The organism is Streptomyces sp. NBC_00310 (genome assembly GCF_036208085.1).
In the GTDB taxonomy this organism is placed as follows: Bacteria; Actinomycetota; Actinomycetes; order Streptomycetales; family Streptomycetaceae; genus Streptomyces.
The window spans coordinates 9,600,812-9,623,118 of sequence record NZ_CP130714.1 but is presented as its reverse complement, the minus strand read 5'-3'; the positions used below and the strand labels follow the sequence as shown (position 1 = coordinate 9,623,118).

Annotated in this window: 19 protein-coding genes and 2 tRNA genes; 12 read left to right on the top strand and 9 right to left on the bottom strand. The window is 71.3% G+C overall.

Going from position 1 to position 22,307, the window contains the following annotated elements; translation table 11 throughout:
- Positions 1-173 precede the first annotated feature (173 nt).
- The 3 genes from OG202_RS41970 (at position 174) to OG202_RS41960 (ending at position 5,019) form a co-directional block, all read left to right on the top strand.
- Complete coding sequence (locus OG202_RS41970; RefSeq protein WP_328224785.1) at positions 174-1,091, top strand: lysylphosphatidylglycerol synthase transmembrane domain-containing protein; 918 nt, start codon at positions 174-176, stop codon at positions 1,089-1,091.
- 286 nt (positions 1,092-1,377) lie between these two features.
- Complete coding sequence (locus OG202_RS41965) at positions 1,378-2,460, top strand: mechanosensitive ion channel family protein (protein WP_326574466.1); 1,083 nt, start codon at positions 1,378-1,380, stop codon at positions 2,458-2,460.
- 339 nt (positions 2,461-2,799) lie between these two features.
- Positions 2,800-5,019, top strand: coding sequence for an NADP-dependent isocitrate dehydrogenase (locus tag OG202_RS41960; protein ID WP_326574467.1), 2,220 nt, complete (start codon positions 2,800-2,802; stop codon positions 5,017-5,019).
- Positions 5,020-5,122: 103 nt separating this feature from the next.
- On the opposite strand, the gene OG202_RS41955 is transcribed toward OG202_RS41960, so the two are convergent.
- Positions 5,123-6,094: an alpha/beta hydrolase gene (locus OG202_RS41955; RefSeq protein ID WP_326574468.1), complete on the bottom strand. Its 972-nt coding sequence runs from the start codon at positions 6,092-6,094 to the stop codon at positions 5,123-5,125.
- Positions 6,095-6,381: 287 nt separating this feature from the next.
- Here OG202_RS41955 and OG202_RS41950 point away from each other — a divergent pair, with 287 nt between their 5' ends.
- Positions 6,382-6,801: a MarR family winged helix-turn-helix transcriptional regulator gene (locus tag OG202_RS41950; RefSeq protein ID WP_326585523.1), complete on the top strand. Its 420-nt coding sequence runs from the start codon at positions 6,382-6,384 to the stop codon at positions 6,799-6,801.
- A 31-nt stretch (positions 6,802-6,832) separates the two neighbouring features.
- Here OG202_RS41950 and OG202_RS41945 read toward each other — a convergent pair whose 3' ends face one another.
- Positions 6,833-7,816: an aldo/keto reductase gene (locus OG202_RS41945; protein ID WP_328224459.1), complete on the bottom strand. Its 984-nt coding sequence runs from the start codon at positions 7,814-7,816 to the stop codon at positions 6,833-6,835.
- Between the two features lie 99 nt (positions 7,817-7,915).
- Here OG202_RS41945 and OG202_RS41940 point away from each other — a divergent pair, with 99 nt between their 5' ends.
- Both OG202_RS41940 and OG202_RS41935 read left to right on the top strand, forming a co-directional pair.
- Positions 7,916-8,950: a glycoside hydrolase family 43 protein gene (locus tag OG202_RS41940; protein ID WP_328224458.1), complete on the top strand. Its 1,035-nt coding sequence runs from the start codon at positions 7,916-7,918 to the stop codon at positions 8,948-8,950.
- Between the two features lie 219 nt (positions 8,951-9,169).
- Entirely contained in the window at positions 9,170-9,436 is a 267-nt protein-coding gene (locus tag OG202_RS41935) for a hypothetical protein (protein WP_328224457.1), read from the top strand.
- Positions 9,437-9,532: 96 nt separating this feature from the next.
- Here the strand turns inward: OG202_RS41935 and OG202_RS41930 are convergent.
- The 5 genes from OG202_RS41930 to OG202_RS41910 form a co-directional block, all read right to left on the bottom strand.
- A tRNA-Pro gene (locus OG202_RS41930) sits at positions 9,533-9,606 on the bottom strand.
- 1,052 nt (positions 9,607-10,658) lie between these two features.
- On the bottom strand, positions 10,659-11,570 hold the full coding sequence (locus OG202_RS41925; protein ID WP_326574473.1) for a YceI family protein: 912 nt from the start codon (positions 11,568-11,570) through the stop codon (positions 10,659-10,661).
- Between the two features lie 122 nt (positions 11,571-11,692).
- Positions 11,693-12,760 carry a maleylacetate reductase gene (locus OG202_RS41920; RefSeq protein ID WP_328224456.1) on the bottom strand — a complete coding sequence of 356 codons (1,068 nt, stop codon included), beginning with the start codon at positions 12,758-12,760 and terminating at the stop codon, positions 11,693-11,695.
- On the bottom strand, positions 12,760-13,656 hold the full coding sequence (locus tag OG202_RS41915) for an intradiol ring-cleavage dioxygenase (RefSeq protein WP_327726729.1): 897 nt from the start codon (positions 13,654-13,656) through the stop codon (positions 12,760-12,762). Before OG202_RS41915 ends, OG202_RS41920 begins: the two co-directional genes overlap by 1 nt.
- A gap of 18 nt (positions 13,657-13,674) precedes the next feature.
- Positions 13,675-15,432: an FAD-dependent oxidoreductase gene (locus tag OG202_RS41910; protein WP_326574476.1), complete on the bottom strand. Its 1,758-nt coding sequence runs from the start codon at positions 15,430-15,432 to the stop codon at positions 13,675-13,677.
- Between the two features lie 278 nt (positions 15,433-15,710).
- On the opposite strand from OG202_RS41910, the gene OG202_RS41905 reads away from it, so the two are divergent.
- Together OG202_RS41905 and OG202_RS41900 are read left to right on the top strand one after the other, a co-directional pair.
- The gene (locus OG202_RS41905; RefSeq protein ID WP_328224455.1) at positions 15,711-17,738 is read left to right on the top strand and encodes a helix-turn-helix domain-containing protein; all 2,028 of its coding nucleotides are present in this window, start codon (positions 15,711-15,713) and stop codon (positions 17,736-17,738) included.
- A gap of 178 nt (positions 17,739-17,916) precedes the next feature.
- A complete protein-coding gene (locus OG202_RS41900; RefSeq protein WP_328224454.1) occupies positions 17,917-18,750 on the top strand; it encodes a class II glutamine amidotransferase in 834 nt (277 codons plus the stop codon).
- Positions 18,751-18,816: 66 nt separating this feature from the next.
- Here the strand turns inward: OG202_RS41900 and OG202_RS41895 are convergent.
- Positions 18,817-18,890: transfer RNA gene (locus OG202_RS41895), tRNA-Pro, on the bottom strand.
- 99 nt (positions 18,891-18,989) lie between these two features.
- Between OG202_RS41895 and OG202_RS41890 the strand changes: the two genes are divergently transcribed.
- Positions 18,990-19,508, top strand: coding sequence for a DUF309 domain-containing protein (locus OG202_RS41890; protein WP_327726732.1), 519 nt, complete (start codon positions 18,990-18,992; stop codon positions 19,506-19,508).
- Positions 19,509-19,679: 171 nt separating this feature from the next.
- Here the strand turns inward: OG202_RS41890 and OG202_RS41885 are convergent, their stop codons facing one another.
- Complete coding sequence (locus tag OG202_RS41885) at positions 19,680-20,453, bottom strand: sulfite exporter TauE/SafE family protein (protein ID WP_328224453.1); 774 nt, start codon at positions 20,451-20,453, stop codon at positions 19,680-19,682.
- A 162-nt stretch (positions 20,454-20,615) separates the two neighbouring features.
- Here OG202_RS41885 and OG202_RS41880 point away from each other — a divergent pair, with 162 nt between their 5' ends.
- From OG202_RS41880 to OG202_RS41870, 3 genes are all read left to right on the top strand, one after another.
- Entirely contained in the window at positions 20,616-21,425 is an 810-nt protein-coding gene (locus OG202_RS41880) for an alpha/beta hydrolase (RefSeq protein WP_326574481.1), read from the top strand.
- A 109-nt stretch (positions 21,426-21,534) separates the two neighbouring features.
- On the top strand, positions 21,535-21,810 hold the full coding sequence (locus tag OG202_RS41875) for a WhiB family transcriptional regulator (RefSeq protein WP_326585524.1): 276 nt from the start codon (positions 21,535-21,537) through the stop codon (positions 21,808-21,810).
- A 13-nt stretch (positions 21,811-21,823) separates the two neighbouring features.
- The gene (locus OG202_RS41870; RefSeq protein ID WP_326574482.1) at positions 21,824-22,306 is read left to right on the top strand and encodes a Dps family protein; all 483 of its coding nucleotides are present in this window, start codon (positions 21,824-21,826) and stop codon (positions 22,304-22,306) included.
- The last annotated feature ends 1 nt before the right edge of the window (position 22,307 follow it).

Here is a 22,307-nt window from a genome sequence, read left to right as displayed (position 1 = left end):
CGCAACCCCCCGTTGGCCGGGCCCGGAGAACCTCTCCCGGTGTGAGCGCGATACGACTGCCCGCGAGCCGGACACAGGAGCGGGGCGAAAGCCGGGAGCCGGGCGCGGCGGAGGGCCGGGGCCCGGTCCCGGAGCGGGACGGCCGGGGGCGGGGGCTCGGCCGGTGTGTTCCGGTGCGGCGGATCCTCTGTCTGCTTCCCCTCGTCCTGGTCCTGGTGGTCGCCGTGCGGCACCGCTCCGTGCTCGTCGAGGGCTTCGCCCGTCTCGCGACCGCGCGGTGGCCCTGGCTGGTCGCGGCGATCGGCGTCACCTGTCTGACCTGGGTCGCGGCGGCCGTGACCCGGCAGGGGGCGCTCGTGGAGCGGCTGCCGGCGGGGCGGCTGCTGGCCACCCAGTTCGCGGCGGGCGCGGCGAACCACCTGCTGCCGACCGGGCTGGGCGCGAGCGCGGTGAACCTGCGGTTCATGACGGTGTGCGGGGTGTCGCTGTCCCGTTCGTCGGCGGCGCTCGCGCTGTATCTGCTCGCGGAGTCCGTCGCCCGGGTCGGCCTGCTGCTGGCCCTGCTGCTCGCGTTCCCCCGGGCGCTGCGACCGGGCCCCCTCCTCCCCGACGGCGCGTCAACGCCCTTGCTGGTCACGGCCGTCGCCGTCGCCTGCGGGGGCGTGGCCGTGGTTCTCCTCGTACGGCGGCTGCGTACGGCCGTGTTCGGCTTCGTGCGCACGGCGCTGGGCGAGGCCCGCTCGGTGCACGCGCGGCCGGCGCGGGTCCTGGCGCTCTGGGGCGGTTCGCTGGCGTTCCCGGCGCTCCAGGCGGGCGTACTGGTCACCGTGGGGCTGGCGTTGGGGCTCGACATCCCGGTGACGCACATGGCGCTCGCCTATCTCGCCGCCACGGTCGCGGTCGCCCTGGTACCGACACCGGGCGGGTTCGGGTCGGTGGAGGCCGCGCTCGTGGTCGCCCTGGTGGCGGCGGGCGGTCCGGCGGCCGTGGCGACCGCGGTGGTGCTGGCGTTCCGGATCATCACGGTCTGGCTGCCGCTGCTGCCGGGCGCGTTGACGCTCGGCGCGCTGGTCCGGCTGAAGGTGATCTGACCTCGGAGTCGGGCGTCGGGGCGGGGGAGCCGTCCCGGCGGTGCACATCCGGACATTCCCGTGGGCGCGGGGCCGGTCGTCGGCCGATCCACGCAGGTCCGGTGCCGATCAGCCGTACGGATGCGGCAGGATGAGCGGTCGCGCCCGACGTCGTACACACGTCCGGCAGGCGTGATCGTGCATTCCGGATTCGAGCAGGTGGCAAGGTGACGACACATCACATACGGCCCACGGGAGCTGACATACGGCCCGCCGGTCGCTCCCCCCGTCCCTCGGGAGGCGACCGATGACCCGGGCCCTCACCCTCGACGACTACCTCGTGGCCGGAATCACTCTGGCCGCGGGCCTGTTGGCCGCGTTCCTGCTGCGGCTGCTGCTGCGGTGGCTCGGCGGCCACGCGACGAAGACCCGCTGGGGCGGTGACGACTTCATCGTCGACACGCTGCGCTCCCTGGTGCCGTGGAGCGCGTTCGTCGGCGGCGCGGCGGCCGCGGCGGCGGTGCTGCCGCTGACGAAGACCGTGCAGCACAACGTGAACCAGTCCCTGACGGTGCTGTTCATCCTCGTCGCCACGGTCACGGCGGCCAGGGTGATCGCCGGTCTGGTGCGCACGCTCGCCCAGTCCCGGGCCGGGGTCGCGGGCTCGGTCACGATCTTCGTGAACATCACCCGGGTCACGGTCCTCGCCATCGGCTGTCTGGTGATCCTGCAGACGCTGGGCATTCCGGTCGCCCCGCTGGTCACCGCACTGGGCGTCGGCGGTCTCGCGGTGGCCCTCGCCCTCCAGGACACCCTCGCCAACCTCTTCGCGGGCATCCACATCCTCGCCTCGAAGACCGTCCAGCCGGGCGACTACATCAAGCTGAGCAGCGGCGAGGAGGGCTATGTCGTCGACATCAACTGGCGGCAGACGACGATCAAGTCACTCTCCAACAACCTGGTGATCATCCCCAACGGTCAGCTCGCCGGCACGAACATGACCAACTTCAACCAGCCCGAGCAGGACATGACCCTGCTCGTGCAGGTGGGTGTCGGCTACGACAGCGACCTGGAGCATGTCGAGCGGGTGACCAACGAGGTCATCGCCGAGACCATGAAGGAGGTCGAGGGCGCGGTCCCCGACCACGAGCCCGCCGTGCGGTTCCACACCTTCGGCGACTCCCGCATCGGGATGACCGTGATCCTCGGGGTCGGGGAGTTCAGCGACCAGTACCGGATCAAGCACGAGTTCATCAAGCGGCTGCACAGGCGGTACCGGGCCGAGGGCATCAGTGTTCCGGTGCCGCGGCGGGCGATCACGCTCCAGACCGGCGGGGCCGGCGTGGAGATCCCGCACCAGCGGGAGGCGTCGGTCGAGGTCACGCCCTAGGATTTTCGCCCCCGCCGCCCCTACCCGTCCCCTCCCCAGGGTCTGCCGCCCCTTCGACCCCGCGCGGGCCGGTTCTTCGGCTGCGGGTGGGTGGGGCTTCTCGCGCAGTTCCCCGCGCCCCTTTTCAGGGGCGCGGGGAACTGCGCGAACGGGGTCCGGGGCGGAGCCCCGAGTCCGTGACGGGGGTCGAAGGGGCGCGCAGACCCTGGGGATGGGACGGCGGGGGCGAAGAACATCCGTGGTGCCACGCACACCCACACCCCGGCCCCTGTCGAGTCCGGCCCCGTCACGAGATATCTTGATGTCGAGCAATGTTGCAGACGTGGAGCGGAGCACCCGGTGACTGACTCGACCATCATCTACACGCACACTGACGAGGCGCCCGCCCTGGCGACCCACTCGTTCCTGCCCGTGATCAAGGCGTACGCCTCGCAGGCCGGTGTCTCCGTCGAGACCCGTGACATCTCGCTGGCCGGGCGCATCATCGCGGTCTTCCCGGAGTACCTGGAGGAGGGCCAGCGCATCCCCGACGCCCTCTCGGAGCTGGGCGAGCTGGCCAAGACGCCCGCGGCGAACATCATCAAGCTGCCGAACATCTCGGCGTCGATCCCGCAGCTGAAGGCCGCGGTCGCCGAGCTGCAGAGCCAGGGCTACGCGCTGCCGGACTACCCGGACGACCCGAAGTCCGACGAGGAGCGCGAGATCCGCGCCCGCTACGACAAGATCAAGGGTTCCGCCGTGAACCCGGTCCTGCGTGAGGGCAACTCCGACCGCCGCGCCCCCGCCTCGGTCAAGAACTACGCCAAGAACCACCCGCACCGCATGGGCGCCTGGTCCGCCGACTCGAAGACGAACGTCGCGACCATGGGTGAGGACGACTTCCGCTCCACCGAGAAGTCCGCGGTCATCGCCGAGGACGGCGCGCTGAAGATCGAGCTGGTCGGCGACGACGGCTCGACCACCGTACTGCGCGAGTCCGTACCGGTCCTGGCCGGCGAGGTCGTCGACGCCTCCGTCATGCGCGTCGCCCCGCTGCGCGAGTTCCTGACCGCGCAGGTCGCCCGCGCCAAGGCCGAGGACGTGCTGTTCTCGGTGCACCTCAAGGCCACGATGATGAAGGTCTCCGACCCGATCGTCTTCGGTCACGTGGTGCGCGCCTTCTTCCCGAAGACCTTCGCGAAGTACGGCGAGACGCTGGCCGCGGCCGGTCTGTCCCCGAACGACGGTCTGGGCGGCATCCACAAGGGCCTGGAGGCCCTGCCGGAGGGCGCCGAGATCAAGGCCTCCTTCGACGCCGAGCTCGCCGAGGGCCCGGCGCTGGCGATGGTCGACTCCGACAAGGGCATCACCAACCTGCACGTGCCGTCCGACGTCATCGTCGACGCCTCGATGCCGGCCATGATCCGCACCTCCGGCCACATGTGGGGCCCGGACGGCCAGGAGGCCGACACCCTCGCGGTGCTCCCGGACTCCTCGTACTCCGGTGTCTACCAGGTCGTCGTCGACGACTGCCGCGCCAACGGCGCCTACGACCCGTCGACGATGGGCTCGGTCCCGAACGTCGGCCTCATGGCGCAGAAGGCCGAGGAGTACGGCTCCCACGACAAGACCTTCGAGATCCCGGTCACCGGCACGGTCCGCCTCGTCGACCAGGCCGGCGACGTGGTGCTGGAGCAGACGGTCTCCGCCGGTGACATCTTCCGCGCCTGCCAGACCAAGGACGCCCCGATCCGCGACTGGGTGAAGCTGGCCGTCACCCGCGCCCGCGCCACCGGCGACCCGGCGGTGTTCTGGCTGGACGAGACCCGCGCGCACGACGCCAACCTGATCGCCAAGGTCAACGCGTACCTGGCGGAGCACGACACCGAGGGCCTGGACATCCGTATCCTCGCCCCGGTCGAGGCCACCAAGCTGTCGGTGGAGCGCATCCGCCGCGGCGAGGACACGATCTCGGTGACCGGCAACGTGCTGCGTGACTACCTCACCGACCTGTTCCCGATCCTGGAGCTGGGCACCAGCGCCAAGATGCTGTCGGTCGTCCCGCTGATGGCGGGCGGCGGCCTGTTCGAGACGGGCGCGGGCGGCTCCGCCCCGAAGCACGTCCAGCAGCTGGTCAAGGAGGACTACCTGCGCTGGGACTCCCTGGGCGAGTTCTTCGCCCTGGTCCCGTCCCTGGAGCAGTACGCGACGGTCACCGGCAACGCCCGCGCCAAGGTCCTCGCCGACACCCTCGACCGCGCCACGGCGACCTTCCTCAACGAGGACAAGTCCCCCTCGCGTCGCGTCGGCGGCATCGACAACCGCGGCAGCCACTTCTACCTGTCCCTGTACTGGGCCCAGGAGCTGGCCGCCCAGACCGACGACGCCGACCTGGCCAAGGCCTTCGCCCCGCTCGCCGAGACCCTCTCGGCGAACGAGCAGACCATCGTCGACGAGCTGATCGCCGTCCAGGGCAAGCCCGCCGACATCGGCGGCTACTACCAGCCCGACCCCGCCAAGGCCGCCGCGGTCATGCGCCCGTCGGCCACGTGGAACGAGGCGCTGGCGAACTTCGCCTGAGCCTGACCCCACACACCCCGTGCGGGCCCGCGCGCCCGCACACCACCGCCCCGGCCGGGATCACTCCCGGCCGGGGCGGCGCGCTTTTCCCCGGGTCGTACGGTCAGTCGGTGCCGAGGGCCGTGCGCAGGGTGGCGACCGCCTGGCCGATCGCGGCCTCGGCGGCACGCGTCCCCCGCAGGGCGTCGAGCATGACGAAGTCGTGGATGATGCCCTGGTAGCGCACGGCGGTCACCGGCACCCCGGCCTCCCGCAGTTTGGCGGCGTACGCCTCGCCCTCGTCGCGCAGGACATCGGCCTCGGCGGTGATCACCAGGGCCGGGGGCAGGCCCTTGAGCTGCCCGGGGGTGGCGCGCAGCGGTGAGACGGTGATCTCGGCGCGCTCCTTCTCACTGGTCGTGTACTGGTCCCAGAACCACTGCATGCCGTCCCGCCGCAGGAAGTAGCCCTCGCCGAACTGGCGGTAGGAACCGGTGTCGAAGGCGGCGTCGGTGACCGGGTAGAAGAGCACCTGCTGGACCAGGGGGACGTCACCCCGCTCCTTGGCCATCAGGGTCAGCGCGGCGGCCATGTTGCCGCCGACGGAGTCGCCGGCCACGGCGATGCGGGTGGCGTCCAGGTAGTGGCCGGCGCCCTCGGCGACGATCCAGCGGGCCACCGCGTAGTTCTGCTCGACGGCCACCGGGTAGCGGGCCTCGGGCGAGAGGTCGTACTCGGGGAAGACCACCGCGGCCCGGGCGCCCACGGCCAGCTCGCGCACCAGCCGGTCGTGGGTGTGGGCGTTGCCGAAGACCCAGCCGGCCCCGTGGATGTAGAGGATCACCGGAAGAACACCTTTGGCACCCACCGGGCGGACGATACGGGCCTTGACCTCACCGGTGGGGCCGCCCGGCACGGTCACCCATTCCTCGTCCACGGCCGGCTTCCCGATGTCGCCCGACTGCACCTCGTCGACGGTCTTACGGCCCTCCACCGGGCCGAGGTCGAAGAGGTACGGCGGATTCGCGGTCGCCGCCGCGAACTCCGCGGCGGCGGGTTCCAGGACGGGACGGGGGCCGGTGGTGGTCTCGGACATGGCGATCTCCTCGGATCCGGTACCGCGGGCAGGCTCGTTCGGCGTCGTTCGCCGGGTCGGCGGCACAGCACAACAGTAGCGTGCGACTAGGTCGTGCACAACTAATTATTGCCCGACTATCTAACGTCCGATTATTATGTGGTCGATATAATCGAGGAGACTCGAAGGTAGGGTGGGAGATCGTCATCCAGAGCGCGGGACCGAGGAGCGACACCGTGAGCACAGCCGGCGACATCGCGAGCACGACCGGGACGACCCAGGACCCGGCGGCGACACCGGGACACAGCCTGCTCCTGGACGACCAGCTCTGTTTCGCCCTGTACGCCGCCTCGCGCGCGGTCACGGCCCGCTACCGGCCGCTGCTCGACGAGCTGGGGCTGACCTATCCGCAGTACCTGGTCATGCTCGCGCTCTGGGAACAGGACTCGATCTCCGTACGCGACCTGGGCGCCGCGCTCCAGCTGGAGTCCAGCACCCTCTCCCCCCTGCTCAAGCGCCTGGAGGCCGGCGGCCTGCTCCGCCGCGAGCGCCGCACGGACGACGAGCGCTCCGTCGCCATCCGGCTCACCGAGTCCGGCGCCCAGCTCGAGGAGCGGGCCCGGACCGTCCCCGTGGACATCGGCGAGGCCATGGGGCTGACGCCCGAACAGCACACCATGACCAAGCAGTTGCTGCGGCTCCTCACGACGAACGTCGGTCAGGCCTGACCCGAGCGCGGGCGCGCCGGACCCGCGCGGTTCAGTGCGCGGCGTCCAGCCTGGCCCGCTGATCCTCCGTCAGCTCCAGCTCCACCGCACCCAGGTTCTCCTCCAGTTGCGCCACCGACGACACCCCGGCCAGCGGAACGATCGGGAACCGCCCGCCCAACTGCCAGGCGAGGACCACCTGGTTGACGGTGGCCCCGGTCTCCCGCGCCACCTCGCCCAGCACCTTCGTCCGGGCGGGGGTGCCCGGGTGGTCGTAGTCGGAGGGCAGCTCCGCCGGCCGTACGTACCCGCCCTTGAGCAGCGGGGAGTAGGCGACCAGGGTGAGGTCGGGCTCCGCCTCCAGGTAGCTCAGCAGGTCCGCCGTGGCCGCGCCCAGGGTGCCGTCCGCCCAGAGGTCGCTCGGGACGTCGGTGCGCGGACGCAGATAGCTGTGGTGGTACTGGAGCACCTCGTAGCCGGGCAGCCCGGCCGCGGCGGCGAGGGCGCGGGCCCGCTCCACCCGCCACACGGCGTGGTTGCTCACGCCGAGCAGTCCGACCGTGCCCTCCGCGACGAGTTCCGCGAACCCCTCGACGGTCTCCCGCGCCGACACCGTACGGTCCTCGATGTGCGCGTAGAGCAGGTCGAGCCGCTCCACCCCGAGCCGCTCGCGGCTGCGCTCCGCCGACTCCCGGATCACCTTCGCCGACAGCCCCTCGGCGTTGTCGACATAGCTGGTGCCGGGCGCGAGGGGCCGGGCACCGAGCTTGGTGGCCATGACGATCTCGTCCCCGACGCCCCGGCTGCGCCGCCACCGTCCGAGCAGTTCCTCGCTCTGGCCGCCCTGCCCCGCGTCGAGCCAGAAGGCGTAGTTGTCGGACGTGTCGATGAAGTTCCCGCCCGATTCGACGTAGCGGTCGAGTATCGCGAAGGAGGTCCTCTCGTCCGTCCGCGAGCCGAACAGCATCGCGCCGAGCGCGAGCACGCTCACCTCGCGACGGGTCGCCGGGTCACTGCCCATCGTGCGGTACTTCATGCCGTTGCCTCCCGTTCCGCCCGGCTCCCGGGCCTGAACGGCAGTCTTCAACTTGAAGTGCACGCGAAGTCAACGCTCTTCGCTCACTATTCTTCGACGGTGACCGAGACCGAACCGATACGGCTACCCGACATGCGGCTCCCCGACATGCCGCTGCATGATCCGTTCATAGTCGCCGACGACGAGACCCGCACCTACTACCTCTACACGTCCAACGACCCGACCGTCTCGGGCGTGGACGGCACCGGCACGATGGTCTACCGCAGCGCCGACCTGCGGGACTGGACGCGCCCGGTCGTGGTCTTCCGGACGGCCGAGCAGCAGGGGATCTGGGCGACCGACGGGGCGTGGGCGCCGGAGGTGCACTCCTGGGACGGCAAGCACTACCTGTTCACCACGCTGCACGACCAGGACAAGCCGCTCAAGGTACCGCCGGCCAACAGGTGGGGCTCGCCCTTCCAGCTCCCGAACCACATGCGCGGCACGATCACGGCCGTCTCCGACTCGCTGTTGGGCCCCTTCACCGTCGTGGACCCCGCACGCCCCACTCCGCCCGAGAACCTCATGACCCTCGACGGCACCCTCCACGTCGATCCGTCCGGGCAGCCCTGGATGGTGTACGCGCACGAGTGGCTGCAGACCGTCGACGGAACCATGGAGGCGATCCGGCTGGCCCCGGACCTGACCCGGACCATCGGCGACCCGGTCTTCCTGTTCAAGGCCTCGGACGCGAACTGGCTCACCGAGCAGATCCCCGCCGGGGTGCCGCACCAGCTCGCGCCCTACATCACCGACGGCCCCCAGCTGTACCGCACGCCCGACGGCTCCCTGCTCATGCTGTGGTCGACGTACGAGAAGAACGTGGCCGGCGACGACGGCACCGTCAGCGGCGGCTATGTGCAGACCTACGCGGTCTCCAGGTCCGGCGACCTGACGGGGCCGTGGGAGCAACAGCGGCCCCTGGTCCGGGAGGACAGCGGCCACGGCATGCTCTTCCACACCTTCGACGGACGCCTGATGCTGATCCTCCACCGCCCCTTCGAGAACGCGCGCGGCAAGCTCTACGAGATGCGGCTCCTCGGCCACGAGCTGAGCGTGCTGCGCCGACGGGCCGACCTCGACGGCGGTGGCTGAGCGCGGCGGGAACGGCCACCGCGCATGCCCCTCCCCGTGGCCGTGGAGAGGCATGCACGGAGCGTCGGCCGCGTGACGCGCCGCCGGTGGCGGGCGCGTGGTGTCAGGAGCAGGTGTGGTAGTTGTAGCCGGCGAGCCTCGTGACACCGTCCCCGTCGGTAGGTGTCGCCACCGTAGACGTACGCGAGCCCGCTGTACGTCCCACTCGCGGCGGCCCGGGTGGTGGCCATCCAGATCTCCGACGCCCGGCTGGGCAAGCTCGGCGGAACCCAGCGCAAGGCACTGGATCCTGAGTGGAACATCCAGGCGGCCCACCGCCTGTGGAAACGCGCGGGCGACTTCGACGACTGGCCGTACTGCGAGCGCGCGTACAACGGCTCCCCCTCCCCCGGCACGAGCGCGACCCCGACCCCGACCCCGACCCCGACCCCGACGCCGACCCCGATCCCGATTCCGATTCCGATTCCGATTCCGACCAGATCCTGAGAGCGTCGCTCCACCGAGACGCGCCCGGCCGTGGCGACCGACGAAAAAGCCGTACCGGCATGCACCGATACGGCTTCCAACCTGCTGCTCCGCAAGTCGGGACGACAGGATTTGAACCTGCGACCCCTTGACCCCCAGTCAAGTGCGCTACCAAGCTGCGCCACGTCCCGTCGCGCTGTCCACGATGTCGTGTGTGAACGCGCAGGTAAACCCTACCCTACGTACCCCTGACGTCCAGTTCGGGCAGGCCCTGCGGTGGTACGGCGAGATCGGCCCGGACCCGGGCCCGGATGTGCAGGATGAGCGGGGCCAGGTCGGCGCAGTAGACCGGACGGGTTACGGAAGCCGCTCCCGGCGGCGTACCGGTGGGCGAAGAGCCCACCCCCGCACACGGCGACCAGCGGGCAGCGCCCGCAGGCGGGCCCCAACCCGTCCGCGCCCGCCTGCCGTTGACGGATCAGTGGCTCGTCGAGAACGTCGTCGAGGCTGTGGCGGAAGACGTCGAGTCCCGTCTCCGGCGCGCCTTCGTACGCGACCTTGAGGGAGTCGGACTGCTCGATGGAACCGTCGGTCTCGATGACGGCCGGCGTCGCCGGGGCCGGCCCCACGGACTCGGTGCGCATCGAGCTCCCGAGAACGCCCACCATCAGCTCTTCGAAGAGCCGGACTCCCGTTTCCCGTTTCCCGTGCGGGGGCGTCGTACCAACGGTCGAAGACCCGCCGCAGCCAGTCGGCGTACGGCGCCTTCCCCGGGCAGGCCGGCGTTCCCTGGGCGGTCACCGGCGGGGCGGGGGTATCCGGTGCCACCGATCCGCGAGTCCAGGGGGTGGGGTGTCCCAAGTGCCGTGCGGCAGCAGGAGATGGACGCGAGGGGGCGGGAGGCCAGCAGGGCCGCCGTACGGCCTGGCCGAACGCCATGTCCTTGCCGGCCTCCGCCTCCAGCAGAGCCGGCGACACTTCGCGGATGTCGGCCAGCTCTGTACTGATGTGGCTGTTCCGAGGCGCGTCCATGCCTTGCCGCCTCCCTGAGAGCCGATGGGCGCGGCGAAGCTGCCCCGCTCGGATGTATTCCCTCGGGAGCGTCAGGGAGCCCCCTCGGCCATTCCTTGCCACGTAGCCCAATGGGCATACATGACCGTCGAGTTCTCGGCAGTGGATGACAGGAAATGGCCGACCGGTTTTGGACAGGGGGATTGAGCGGATATCGCGCGGACTTTGCCCGCTACTCCGGCGGCGTGGGTGTGTCGTGCGTGCGGTACATCGCCTGGACGTCCAGTTCCAGCTGAATGGTCGGGCCGACGACCGCGATGCCACGGGCGAGCATGGAACGCCAGTTGAGGGTGTAGTCCTCGCGGTGGAGTTCGGACTTGGCGAGGGCGGCGCAGCGGAGTTCCTCGCCGTAGCCGCCGTTGACGGTGCCGAGGTAGGTGGTGTCCAGGGACACGGAGCGGCTGACGCCGTGCATGGTGAGGCTGCCCTGGAGGGTCCACTTGCTGCCGCCGCGGTAGGCGAAGCGGGTGCTGGTGAAGTCGATGTACGGGAAGCGTTCGACGTCGAGGAAGTCGGCGGAGCGCAGGTGTGTGTCGCGGGTGTTGTTGCCGGTGTTGATGCTGGACGCGTCGATGCGCACCTGGACGCGGGACCGGGTCATGTCCTGGGCGACCGCGAGGCCGCCCTCGAAGCGTTCGAAACGGCCGTGCACATGGGCCATTCCGACGTGCTTGGCGATGAAGCGGATCGCGGTGTGCGGCGGGTCGAAGAGCCAGGTCCCGGGGGGCGGGAGTTCGAGGGCGCGGGCCGACTGGAGCCACACCCGCTCCCGGGAGACACCGGCGTCCGCGACGATCTCGACCGTCTCGCGGTGCGGTTCCAGTCCCTCGGCCATGATCAGCATGCTGTAGGCGCCCGGCGGCAGCACGGCCATGAAGAAGCCGTACGGGTCCGTGGCGCCGCGGGCCGCGACGCGGTGGCTGCGCAGTTCCGTCACGATCACATCGGCCGCGCCCATGGGTTGGTTCACCGGGTCCAGTACTTCGCGGAGGACGACACCCGCGCCGTCCGGGACCGGAATCGTGGCGCCCGCGGCGCCTCCGGGGGCATTCCTGAATCGCCGCCGGAGCAGTCCGAGGGGCATGGTGTTCACCTTTCGGTTCTCGTCTTCTCTTCGCGTGGTCGGTTCGCGCCGTCGGTTCACGTCCTCGTTCTCGGTTCGCGTCCTCGTTCGCGTCTTCCGTTCGCGTCTTCCGTTCGCGTCGCTCAGGACCACGCCGGAGGCCGGTCGCCGCCGTACGCCGCCCGCAGGACCTCCAGGGCGTCCGCCGCGGTGATCTCGCGCGGGTTGGGGTACGCCTGCCCCGCCACCTCGACTGCGGCCGCCGCCAAGTCGGCCTGTGTGAGGCCGAGTTCGGCCAGCGATCGGGGCGCGCCGAGGGTGCCCGACAGGTCCCACAGGGCCTGGGCGGCGTGGTCGGTGGCGAGGGCTCGGCCGAGTGCCGCCAGGGCGTCGGGGGCGGCCGGGGCGTTGTAGGCGAGGGCGTACGGGAGGACGACCGTGTGGGTCTCGGCGTGGGGGAGGCCGAAGGTGCCGCCGAGGACGTGGCACAGCTTGTGGTGCAGGCCCATGGTGGTCGCGCCGAGCGCGGCACCGCAGAGCCAGGCACCGTAGAGGGCACGGCCGCGCGCCTCCAGGTCCCCCGGGCCAGCCGCCACACCGGGCAGTGCGCCCGCCATGGCCCGGGCGCCCTCCTGTGCCGTCAGCGACACCAGCGGCGAGGCGTCCGGCGCGTACAGGGCCTCGGCGGCGTGGGCGACCGCGTTGATGCCGCTGGTCACGGAGAGGGGCACCGGGAGGGAGAGGGTGAGTTCGGGGTCGTAGACGACACTGCGCGGCAGGACCGCAGGAGCGCGGCCGGTGCGCTTGGCGCCGTGCTCGGTCAGGCCCCAGACCGGGGTCATCTCGGAGCCGGAGTACGTCGACGGCACGGCGATCAACGGCAGTTCGGTGCGGAGCGCGATCGCCTTGCCCAGCCCGATCGCCGAGCCCCCGCCGACGGCCACGCAGCCGTCCGCGTCCACGGACCGCGCCGCTCGCACCGCTCGGTCCGCCACCTCCACCGGTACGTGCTGGCGAGCCTCCGCGAACAGTCCGGCACACAGGTCACCGAGTGAGTCCGCGACAGCCCGGGCCGTCTCGGCCCCCCTCGGTCCGCACACCACCAACAGCCGCCGCAGTCCCAGCCGTTCGGCCTCCCCCGGCACCGCCGTCACCGCCGCGCCGGGACGCATGACGACCCGCATGGGCTGGGCCTCGTACACGAACTCCATCACGACCGCCCCGAGTTGTGCGGTTCGAGTGGGCCGGCCGCGTTGAGTACGAGGTCGAAGCGGGCGTGGCGGAAGGGGTTCGGGATGCCGAACCGCCGTGCCAGGGAAGGATCGTCGGTCTCCGTGAAGTCCTGGACGAGGCTGTCCTTGACCGCGAAGACCGCGTCCGAGTCGAGGTGGTCGCTGCCGGCCACGAAGATGTGGGTGGTGACGGGAGTGTGTCCCTCGGCCGAGGCGATGAAGTGGATGTGGGCCGGGCGGTAGGGGTGCCGGGCCGTCGCCCGGAGCAGGTCACCGACGGGGCCGTCCGTGGGGATGGGGTACGGGCTCGGCACGCAGGTGCGGAACCAGAAGCGGCCCTCGGCGTCCGCCGTGAACAGTCCCCGGCCGTTGCCCGCCGGCTGGACGTCGGGCTGCTGGACGTCGTAGTAGCCCTCGGCGTTCGCCTGCCAGACGTCGAGGACCGCGCCGGGCAGTGCGGTGCCGTCCCGGGACAGTACGCGCCCGCTGACCACGCAGGGCTCGCCGCCGCCGACCAGGTCGATGTCCGCGCCGAGTTCCCGGGCCGGGGACTCGGTCATGTGGAACGGCCCGAGGACCGTCGACTCCGTCACGCCTGCGCGCTCGTCGCTGTTGATCGTCTCGACGAGCATCGAGACGCCGAGGACGTCCGAGAGGAGGACGAACTCCTGCCGGGTGTCCGTGCAGGTCTGTCCGGTCGCCGTGAGGAAGTCGATCGCCCGCTCCCACTCCGCCATCGTGGGCTCGGTCTCCCGGACGAAGGCGTGGAGGTGGCGGGTGAGAGCGGCGAGCAGCTCGCGCAGGCGCGGGTCGGCCGTGCCGTCGAGGCTGTCGACGACCGCCTCGGTGAGACGGGTGGTGAATTCGGTGGTCATGTCTGGGGGCCCTTCCGGTCAGCCATGGCCGAGGATCCGCCGCACCGCCCCGGTCAGCAACCGCTCGGCCTCCTCCGGGGACGCGGTCGCCGTCGCGTGGCGGAAGGCGACGTACCCGTCCGGCCGTACGAGGAGGGCTCCGCCGTCCGCCACCTCGCTGAGCCGTGCCCAGTCGCCGTACGGGTCCTCGTACTCCTGGCCGGGGCCGATGACGGCGGTGGCGATCTCCAGGTCCTGGGCCCCGGCGGCCCGGATCCAGTCGGCGCCGCCGATGCCGGTGAGCAGGGTGAAGCGGCCCCGGCCGACGGTGTCGAGGGTGGACAGGGTGCGGGTGCCCGAGGTGATCCAGGCGTGCGGGAGTCTGGCGCCGGGGCGGGAGGTGGGCTGGTGGTACAGCTCGGGGTCGCGGTCGAAGCCGGGGTCGGGCGTGCCGTCGGGGACGATCGCCTCCGACACGTACCGCTGGTTGAGGTCGACGCCGTGCGCGTTGAACTCGTACACCTTGAACGCGATCGCCTCGCGGAGCCTGGCCCGCTGTTTCTCGGCGGCCTCGGTGTCGTCCTTGCGGGCGGCGATGTTGGCCCACAGCTGCTCGGGGGTCTGCGGGGAGAGCCCGTCGAGCGCCTCGAAGACGGGGGCGGTCTCGCCGATGGACTTGTTGGCGCGGGTGACGATCTGCCTGCCGATCGGGGCGCGTTCGGTGGTGTAGGTGTCGAGCAGCTTGGGAGCCGCCGTGCCGTCGAGGACGAGCTTGAGTTTCCAGGCCAGGTTGTAGGCGTCCTGGATGGAGGTGTTGGAGCCGAGGCCGTTGGACGGCGGGTGGCGGTGCGTGGCGTCGCCGGCGCAGAAGACCCGCCCGTTCGCGTAGGTCTCCGCGTACATCTCGTTGACGGTCCAGGCCGCGGACGACTTGATGGTCACCGGGATCTCGTCGTCGCCGACCAGCCTGCGGACGATCGACTCGGCGTACTCGGTGGTCAGGTCGGGGGCGCCCGCGGTGACGTCGTAGCCCCAGACGATCAGCCACTCGTTCCAGGGCCGCACGCACCGCACCAGGCCCGCCCCGATGCCGCCGACGGTGGCGCCGGGGGCCAGCACCCAGTAGAGGGTGGACGGCCGGTGCGCGGTGTACTTGGACAGGTCCATGTCGAAGACGATGTTGATGCTGCCGGCCACGCCCATCTGGCCGCCCATCGGCAGCCCGGCGTCCTCGGCGACCTGGGAGCGGCCGCCGTCGGCGCCGATGAGGTACTTGGCGCGGATGGTGTACTCGTCGCCGCGCAGCCGGTCCTCGACGGTGACCGTGACGCCCTCGTCGTCCTGGACGAAGGACTTGTAGACCGTGCTGAAGCGCAGCTGGGTGCCGCGTGCGACGGCCGCGTCGACGAGCACGGGCTCCATGAGGTGCTGCGGCATGTCGCACATACGGGTGGGACTGGCCAGTTCGTGCGCGGCCTGGACGAGCGGATCGTTGCCCCAGGAGCGGACCCGGCCCAGCTCCTCCCCCGCGAGGCTGGTGCAGAAGGTCGTGTCGCCCATCAGCCGCTGCGGCGTGGCCTGCGCGACGACCTCGGCCTCGACGCCGAGGTCGCGCAGCACCTCCATGGTGCGCTGGTTGGTGATGTGCGCCCGGGGCGTGTCGGCGAGACGCGCGTAGCGGGTGACCACGATGTTCGGGACGCCGTACGTGCTCAGGGCGAGCGCGGCGGAGGCGCCCGCGGGGCCACTGCCCACGATCAGTACATCGGTCACGACATCCGGCTCGACGGTGTGCACGGCAGACGCTCCAGGGATGAGAACAGGCACCGACCGTTCAAGATCATGGAGGGCCGCGCGGGAGCGTGGGTGTCTCAATAAGAGACAGTGCGCACGGTAAGAGACAGTGCGCGCCGTTTGCCGGGCGGGCGTCGTACGGGATACGGCGCCGGGGCCGGGCCCGTTCAAGCGGACGGGGCCCGTTCAAGCGGACGGGTGGATGCGGGCTCACCGGCCCGCCGACGGCTCCCGGGGTGGTCGTTGCTTCTTCAACCTCGCCGGGTACGGTGAGTGGTGTCGTGACCACCGCAGAGCGTCTCCCCGTCCACCCTGCCCCGGCGTCGCTGCGCAGGGCCCGTGAGTTGTTCCTCGAAGGACGCCGACTGCCGGAGGGCGTACCGGAGGAGGTCGTCGCCGCCTGGCGGCGTGCCCGGTTCTTCGGCGTACGACACGACCTGCCGGGCTCCGCGACCGCCGCGCCGCACCAGGCCTCCTCCGACACACCCCGCGATGCCGTACGACCGGACGCGTCCGCCCTGTTGGCGGCGGCCCGGCCGGTGCTCGAACGGCTCGCTCCCGCCGTCGGCACCGGGCGGACGGCACTCCTGCTGACCGACGAGCGGCTGCGCGTCCTGTGGGCGACCGGGTGCGCGCCGGGCGCCCCCTGTTGCGAGGACCTCTCCGAGCAGGTGGTCGGCAACAACAGCGCGGCGCTCGCGTTGCGTACCCGCCGCCGCGCCGAGGTGCACGGCCCGGAGCACTTCCTCGATCTGTGGCAGGACGTGTCCGCGGTCAGCGTGCCCGTGCTCGCGCCCGAGACCGGGCGGACCCTGGGCACGGTCACCGTCACCGTCACCTCCGGTCTCTGCGCCGAGTGCGCTCCGCATCCGTGGGCCTCCCTCGCCGAGGCCGCGGCCGGTGCCGTCGAGGCGGAGCTCCTGGCACGGTCACAACCGGCCGAGCGGGTCCTGCTGGACGCGTATCTGCGGGCCGCGCGGGAGCAGGGGCAGGCCGTCGTCGCCCTGGACGGCCGCAACCGTCTGGTCAGCGAGGCCGCGGGGCGACTGTTGTCACCGGAGGGGCTGGACGCCCTGGAGCGGAGCGTGGTCGCGCTGCTGCGGGACGCGGACGGCGAGGGGAGGCCCGAAGGCGTTGGCTGCTCGGGTACGACGGCCGGGCGTGACGCCGAGTCGGCACCCGAAGCGGTGTCCGACACGGTCTCGGGTACGGCCGAGCCGGACGGTGAGCCGGGAACGGAAGCGGAAGCCGTGTTCCGTCGCGTCTCGGGTACGACCGGAGCCGATTCCACGCCGGGACCCGAAACGGTGGCTGAAGCGGCGGCTGAAGCGGTGACTGAAATCGCAGCTGAAACGGCGGCTGAAGCGGTGTCCGTGACCGACGTGGCTTCGCACGCGTACCGCATCCGGCTGCCGGACGGGGCGAGGTTTTCCGCGACGGTCGCCCTGGTGCCGCACCAGGGGTCGGTCATCGGCGCGGTCGCCGTGCTGGAGCCGCTGGGAGCCGGCGCCGCCGTGCCGGTCGGGCGGGGTGTCGTCACACTCGCCGGACACTCGGTGCCGTGGCGGCACGCGGTCGGCCGTGCGACGGAGCTGGCCCGGTCGTCCGAGCCGCTGCTGCTCGTCGGCGAACGCGGCACCGGAAAGACCGCGCTCGCACACGAACTGGCCCCCGAACTGCTGGTCGTCGACGCGGCGGAGGGCGAACTCGGCTCCTCCATCGACGTGTTGAGGGAGGGCCACGCGCTCCTCATCCGCCATGTGGAACGCCTCGCACAGCCCGACACCGCGACCCTCAACTCACTCCTCGAAACGCATCCGGGCACACCCCTGTTGGCCACCTACACCCCCGGAGCAGCGCCGGGCCCCTGCCTCCAACGGCTCCTGGACACCCTGGCAGCCCGCTCGGTCACCCTCCCCGCGCTGCGTGAACGACCCGAGGACATAAGGGAGTTGCTGACCGCCCTTGCTCCGAAGCCGGTCCCCGGGCAGCCCCCGCTCACCTGGACACTGGACGCCCTGCGCGCCCTGGAACGGCATCCGTGGCCCGGCAACGTCACCGAACTCGTCCATCTCGTACGGGCGTTGACCGAACACCGACGGGCCTCCGGCCCCGTCCGACGCACCGAACTGCCGGACCCCGTGCGCGAGGGCCCCGCGACCCGGCGCCTCAGCCCCATGGAGCACGCCGAGCGCTCCGCCATCCTGGAGGCCCTCCAGCGCAACGGCGGCAACAAGGCCCGTACGGCGGCGTCCCTGGGCATCGCCCGGGCCACGCTGTACCGGAAGCTGCGGGGTTATCGAAGCTGACCGTCGCACATGTTCGTACCTGTTCGCACACGGACGCGCGTCTGCGCGGATGCCGACCGGAGTGCTCGTCGTGTGGCGATCAAAGGGCTGTCGGACGACCATGGGAAGGCCGATTCACGCCTCGACCCGAACGGCCCGAACGTGCACAACGGCCCGTTCGGCAGGAAGGTGGTAACCGATGTGCCGGTGGCTCGCCTACTCGGGAACACCCGTCCTGCTCGACACCATCCTCTACAGGCCGACGCACTCCCTGATCGACCAGAGCCTGCACTCCCGGCTCGGCGTCGAGACCACCAACGGTGACGGCTTCGGCATCGGCTGGTACTCACGTGACCTGGAGACGCCCGCGGTCGTCCGCGACACCGGTCCGGCATGGAGCAACCGCAATCTGCGGGAGATCGCCGACCACGTCCGCTCCCCGCTGTTCTTCGCCCACATCCGGGCCTCGACCGGTACGGCGGTGCAGCAGACCAACAGCCACCCGTTCCGGCACGGCCGCTGGATGTGGATGCACAACGGCGCGATCACCGACTTCCACCTGCTCCGGCGGGACCTCTCCATGGCCGTCGCCCCGGAGCTCTTCGCCGACATCGAAGGACAGACGGACTCCGAGCTGATGTTCTACCTGGCGCTCACGCTCGGTCTGGAGGAGGACCCTCCGGGCGCGGTCGCGCGGATGGCGGGCCTGGTGGAGCGGACCGGTCACGAGCACGGGGTGGAGTTCCCGCTGCAGATGACGGTCGCCGTGACGGACGGAGAGGCGCTGTGGGCCTTCCGCTACTCCAGCCAGAAGACGTCACGCTCGCTGTTCTACAGCACCCGGGTGGAGACACTGCGCTCGCTCCACCCCGACCTGGCGTTCCTGCGGGACGTGTCCGACGAGACCCGCCTCATCGTCTCCGAACCCCTGGGAGATCTGCCCGGCGCCTGGAACGAGGTCCCCGAGAGCACCTACGGCGTCGTCCGGTCCGGAGCGGACGAACTGCGTCCCTTCGCCCCGCAACCCGTGTGAGCGCACACGGCGAAGGGGCCGTCTCGGATAGCTCCGAAACAGCCCCTGAGCTGCGACTCCTTCGAGTCGGGACGACAGGATTTGAACCTGCGACCCCTTGACCCCCAGTCAAGTGCGCTACCAAGCTGCGCCACGTCCCGGTGCGCTGTCCGCGGTGAACCGCGTGATCGCGCACTGAGAACTTTACCGTACGTCGGCCCCTGCCCCGCAGCCGGTGAGCGGCGGGGGACAATCGAGGCATGAGCGGGACAGCGGATGACGGGACGGCGCAGGGGCGGGACCGGGACGAGGAGGGGCGGGCGCGGAGCGCACGGCCCCGGGACGGGCTGGGGCGCCCGCTGCCGTACGGGGCGCCGGGTGTGGAGCGGCAGCCCGAGGGAGTCGTGCGGGATCCCCGGGACACGGTCGTCGAGGCGCAGGCGCTGCTGGACGCGGGGAAGCCGTTCCACGCGCACGAGGTCTTCGAGGACGCCTGGAAGTCCGGGCCCGACGAGGAGCGCGCGCTGTGGCGGGGGCTCGCCCAGCTCGCGGTGGGGCTCACGCACTCGGCACGCGGGAACGTACGGGGCGGGGCGCGGCTGCTGCGGCGCGGTGCGGGGGCCGTCGAGGAGTGGGGGGCCGGGAACGGACGGCCTCGTCCCTACGGCGTCGATCTGGCCGGGGTGGGAGCCTGGGCACGGCGGCTGGCGGGCGTCGTGGAGCGGGACGGGCGTGCGGTGGACGCGGAAGCCTGGGCTCCCCGGTTGCGCGGGGACTAGGGCGGCGCGGGGACTGGGGCGGCGCGGCCACGCGACGGCTCGTCCCGGACACCGGTGGGGACGCCGGTGGATACGGAGGGGGCGCACCGGCGCGTCGGACGACCGTGGACACGGAGGGGGCGCACCGACACGCCGGACAGCGGTGGACACGGAGGGGGAAGTTCGGCGACCTCAGCGGAGCAGGAGCTGCAGGCCGCCCGCGATCGTCGCGACGATCACCAGCTGTTCGAACAGCTTCTGGTTGATGCGGCTCACCGCCCACTTGCCCAGGAAGGCGCCCGGCACGACGAACAGGGCGAGTGCGGCGTCCAGCAGCAGGGAGTGCGCGTCGATGAGGCCGAGGCCCACGCTGAAGGGGACCTTGGAGACGTTGACGATGAGGAAGAAGAAGGCCGACGTGCCCAGGAAGCCGAGCTTCCGGAAGCCCGCCGAGAGCAGGTACATGGACATCACGGGGCCGCCGGCGTTGGCGACCATCGTGGTGAAGCCGCCGAGGACGCCGTACGAACGGGCTTTCACGCGTCCCGCGCGGGTGGTGATCGCGTCGGGTTCGTCGTCCTTGTCGACCGTGCGGCGGCGCCAGATCGTGACGGCCGTCATCAGCAGCAGGATCGCGCCGATGGAGGTGCGGACGATCTGGTCGTCGGCCCAGATCAGGAACAGGGTGCCGAAGACGACGCCGGCGCCGACCGCCGGGAAGAGCTTCCACAGGGTGGGCCAGTGGGCGTGTCGGCGGTAGGTGAGTACGGCGAGGACGTCCCCGACGATGAGGATCGGCAGGAGGACGCCGGTCGAGGCGCGGGCCGGCAGGACCGCCGCGAAGATCGCGAGGCTGACCGTGTTGGCACCGCTCACGGCGGTCTTCGAGAAGCCGACGAGCAGGGCGGCGAAGGCGAGGGCCGCGAACTCGGCCGTGGACAGGTGCCAGAGAGTCATCGTGTTCATGCGGGGTCCGATGCTATGCGCACCTATCTGCGCACGACAGGACCGTCTCGCCAGTTGATCCTGCCGTCCGGTTCGGCCTTTCGCCCCGGACGGCCCATGGACCATCGTCCGACGGGCTGGCAAGATCCCCCGGGTACCTTCCCCGACGTGGTTGGAGGAGTCATGGCCGACTCGCGCGAGCACAGCTTCGCCGGTACGCGGGGCGGTGTCACCGCACGGGAATGGCCCTGCGAGGGGGCGCGGTACGTCGTGTTGCTGGTGCACGGCTACGGCGAGCACGTCGGCCGGTACGAACACGTCGCCGATGCCCTGGTGCGGCACGGCGCGGCGGTCTTCGGGCCCGATCACATGGGGCACGGCAGGTCGGCGGGCGAGCGGGTGCTGATCGAGGACTTCGAGGCCGTGGTCACCGATGTGCACGCCGTGGAGAGGCTGGCCCGGGCCGCGTATCCGGGTCTGCCGTTGGTGCTGATCGGCCACTCCATGGGCGGGCTGATCGCCGCGCGATACGCCCAGCGGTACGGCGCCGGGCTCGCCGCGGTCGTGCTGTCCGGGCCGCTGATCGGGATCTGGGAGCCCCTGCGGGTGCTGCTCGGAGCGCCGGAGCTGCCCGACGTCCCGCTCGACCCGAAGCTGCTCTCCCGGGACATGGCCGTCGGCGCCACGTACGCGAACGATCCGCTGGTGTGGCACGGCCCGTTCAAACGGCCGACGCTGGAGGCCATCGACCGCGCCCTGGAGACGATCTCGAAGAGCGGGTCCATCGGTCCGCTTCCGCTGTTGTGGCTGCACGGCGACGACGACCGGATCGTGCCGCTGCCCGGCAGCCGCACGGGGATCGAGGAGTTCCGCGGCACCGAGTGGACCGAACGCGTCTATCCGGGCGCCCGGCACGAGGTCTTCAACGAGACGAACAAGGGCGAAGTGCTGGCGGACGTCAAGGAGTTCGTGGACGACGTGCTGGGGCGCTGAGACCCGCTCCCACCGGGGCCGCCGATACGCGCCGAGTCCGCGGAGCGTTTGGTTCCACGCGCGCGGTATGCCGCGTTTCCCCCTGTCCGACCGGGGCACCCGGCCCCGCATGGAGTGGTTGCTGAGAGCGGCCTGCGTGGGAGAGGACCCCGAACTGTTCTTCCCCGTGGGCACTACAGGACCGGCGCTCGACGACGTCGCCGCCGCCAAGCGCGTCTGCGCCCGCTGCCCGGTACGCCGCGAGTGCCTCAACTGGGCGCTCGGCAGCGGGCAGACGGCCGGCGTGTGGGGCGGCATGGGCGAGGAGGAACGCACCGACCTGCTCCGCAGGGCGGGAAGCGCCGACGCCGCCCGGCACGAGGCGTTCGCCGGTACGAAGCGATGAGGAGTAACGCGTCATGACGATAGTGAGGAGCACCCTTCCCGAGCCCGCCCGCCGGATCGCGGGCGACGCGCTGCAGGAGAGCCTGGTGGATCTGCTGGGACTCTCGCTGATCGGGAAGCAGGCCCACTGGAACATCGTGGGACCGAGGTTCCGTTCGATCCACCTCCAGCTCGACGAGGTGGTGTCCACCGCACGGTCGTTCGCCGATCAGGTCGCCGAACGCGCGGCGGCGCTCGGGGTCGCCCCGGACGGACGGCCCGAGACCGTGGCGGCGCGGTTCGCCCTGCAGGGGCCGAAGGAGGGCTGGCTGCGGGACGACGAGGTCGTACGGCTACTGGTGGAGGCGCTGGAGACGGCGATCGGTCGGCTGCGCGAGCGTATCGACGCCACGGAGGAAGCCGACAAGGTCACGCAGGACCTGCTGATCTCCCTGACCTATGAGCTGGAGAAGCAGCGGTGGATGTTCGAGGCCGAGAACTGGCCGCGCCAGGACTGAG

Bases quoted from the DNA above. Each gene is read 5' to 3' on its own strand.
- OG202_RS41965 (WP_326574466.1), top strand. From the start codon at position 1,378: ATGACCCGGGCCCTCACCCTCGACGACTACCTCGTGGCCGGAATCACT.
- OG202_RS41955 (WP_326574468.1), bottom strand. From the start codon at position 6,094: ATGTCCGAGACCACCACCGGCCCCCGTCCCGTCCTGGAACCCGCCGCC.
- OG202_RS41945 (WP_328224459.1), bottom strand. From the start codon at position 7,816: ATGAAGTACCGCACGATGGGCAGTGACCCGGCGACCCGTCGCGAGGTG.
- OG202_RS41925 (WP_326574473.1), bottom strand. From the start codon at position 11,570: ATGCCCCTCGGACTGCTCCGGCGGCGATTCAGGAATGCCCCCGGAGGC.
- OG202_RS41920 (WP_328224456.1), bottom strand. From the start codon at position 12,760: ATGGAGTTCGTGTACGAGGCCCAGCCCATGCGGGTCGTCATGCGTCCC.
- OG202_RS41915 (WP_327726729.1), bottom strand. From the start codon at position 13,656: ATGACCACCGAATTCACCACCCGTCTCACCGAGGCGGTCGTCGACAGC.
- OG202_RS41900 (WP_328224454.1), top strand. From the start codon at position 17,917: ATGTGCCGGTGGCTCGCCTACTCGGGAACACCCGTCCTGCTCGACACC.
- OG202_RS41890 (WP_327726732.1), top strand. From the start codon at position 18,990: ATGAGCGGGACAGCGGATGACGGGACGGCGCAGGGGCGGGACCGGGAC.
- OG202_RS41885 (WP_328224453.1), bottom strand. From the start codon at position 20,453: ATGAACACGATGACTCTCTGGCACCTGTCCACGGCCGAGTTCGCGGCC.
- OG202_RS41880 (WP_326574481.1), top strand. From the start codon at position 20,616: ATGGCCGACTCGCGCGAGCACAGCTTCGCCGGTACGCGGGGCGGTGTC.
- OG202_RS41875 (WP_326585524.1), top strand. From the start codon at position 21,535: ATGGAGTGGTTGCTGAGAGCGGCCTGCGTGGGAGAGGACCCCGAACTG.
- OG202_RS41870 (WP_326574482.1), top strand. From the start codon at position 21,824: ATGACGATAGTGAGGAGCACCCTTCCCGAGCCCGCCCGCCGGATCGCG.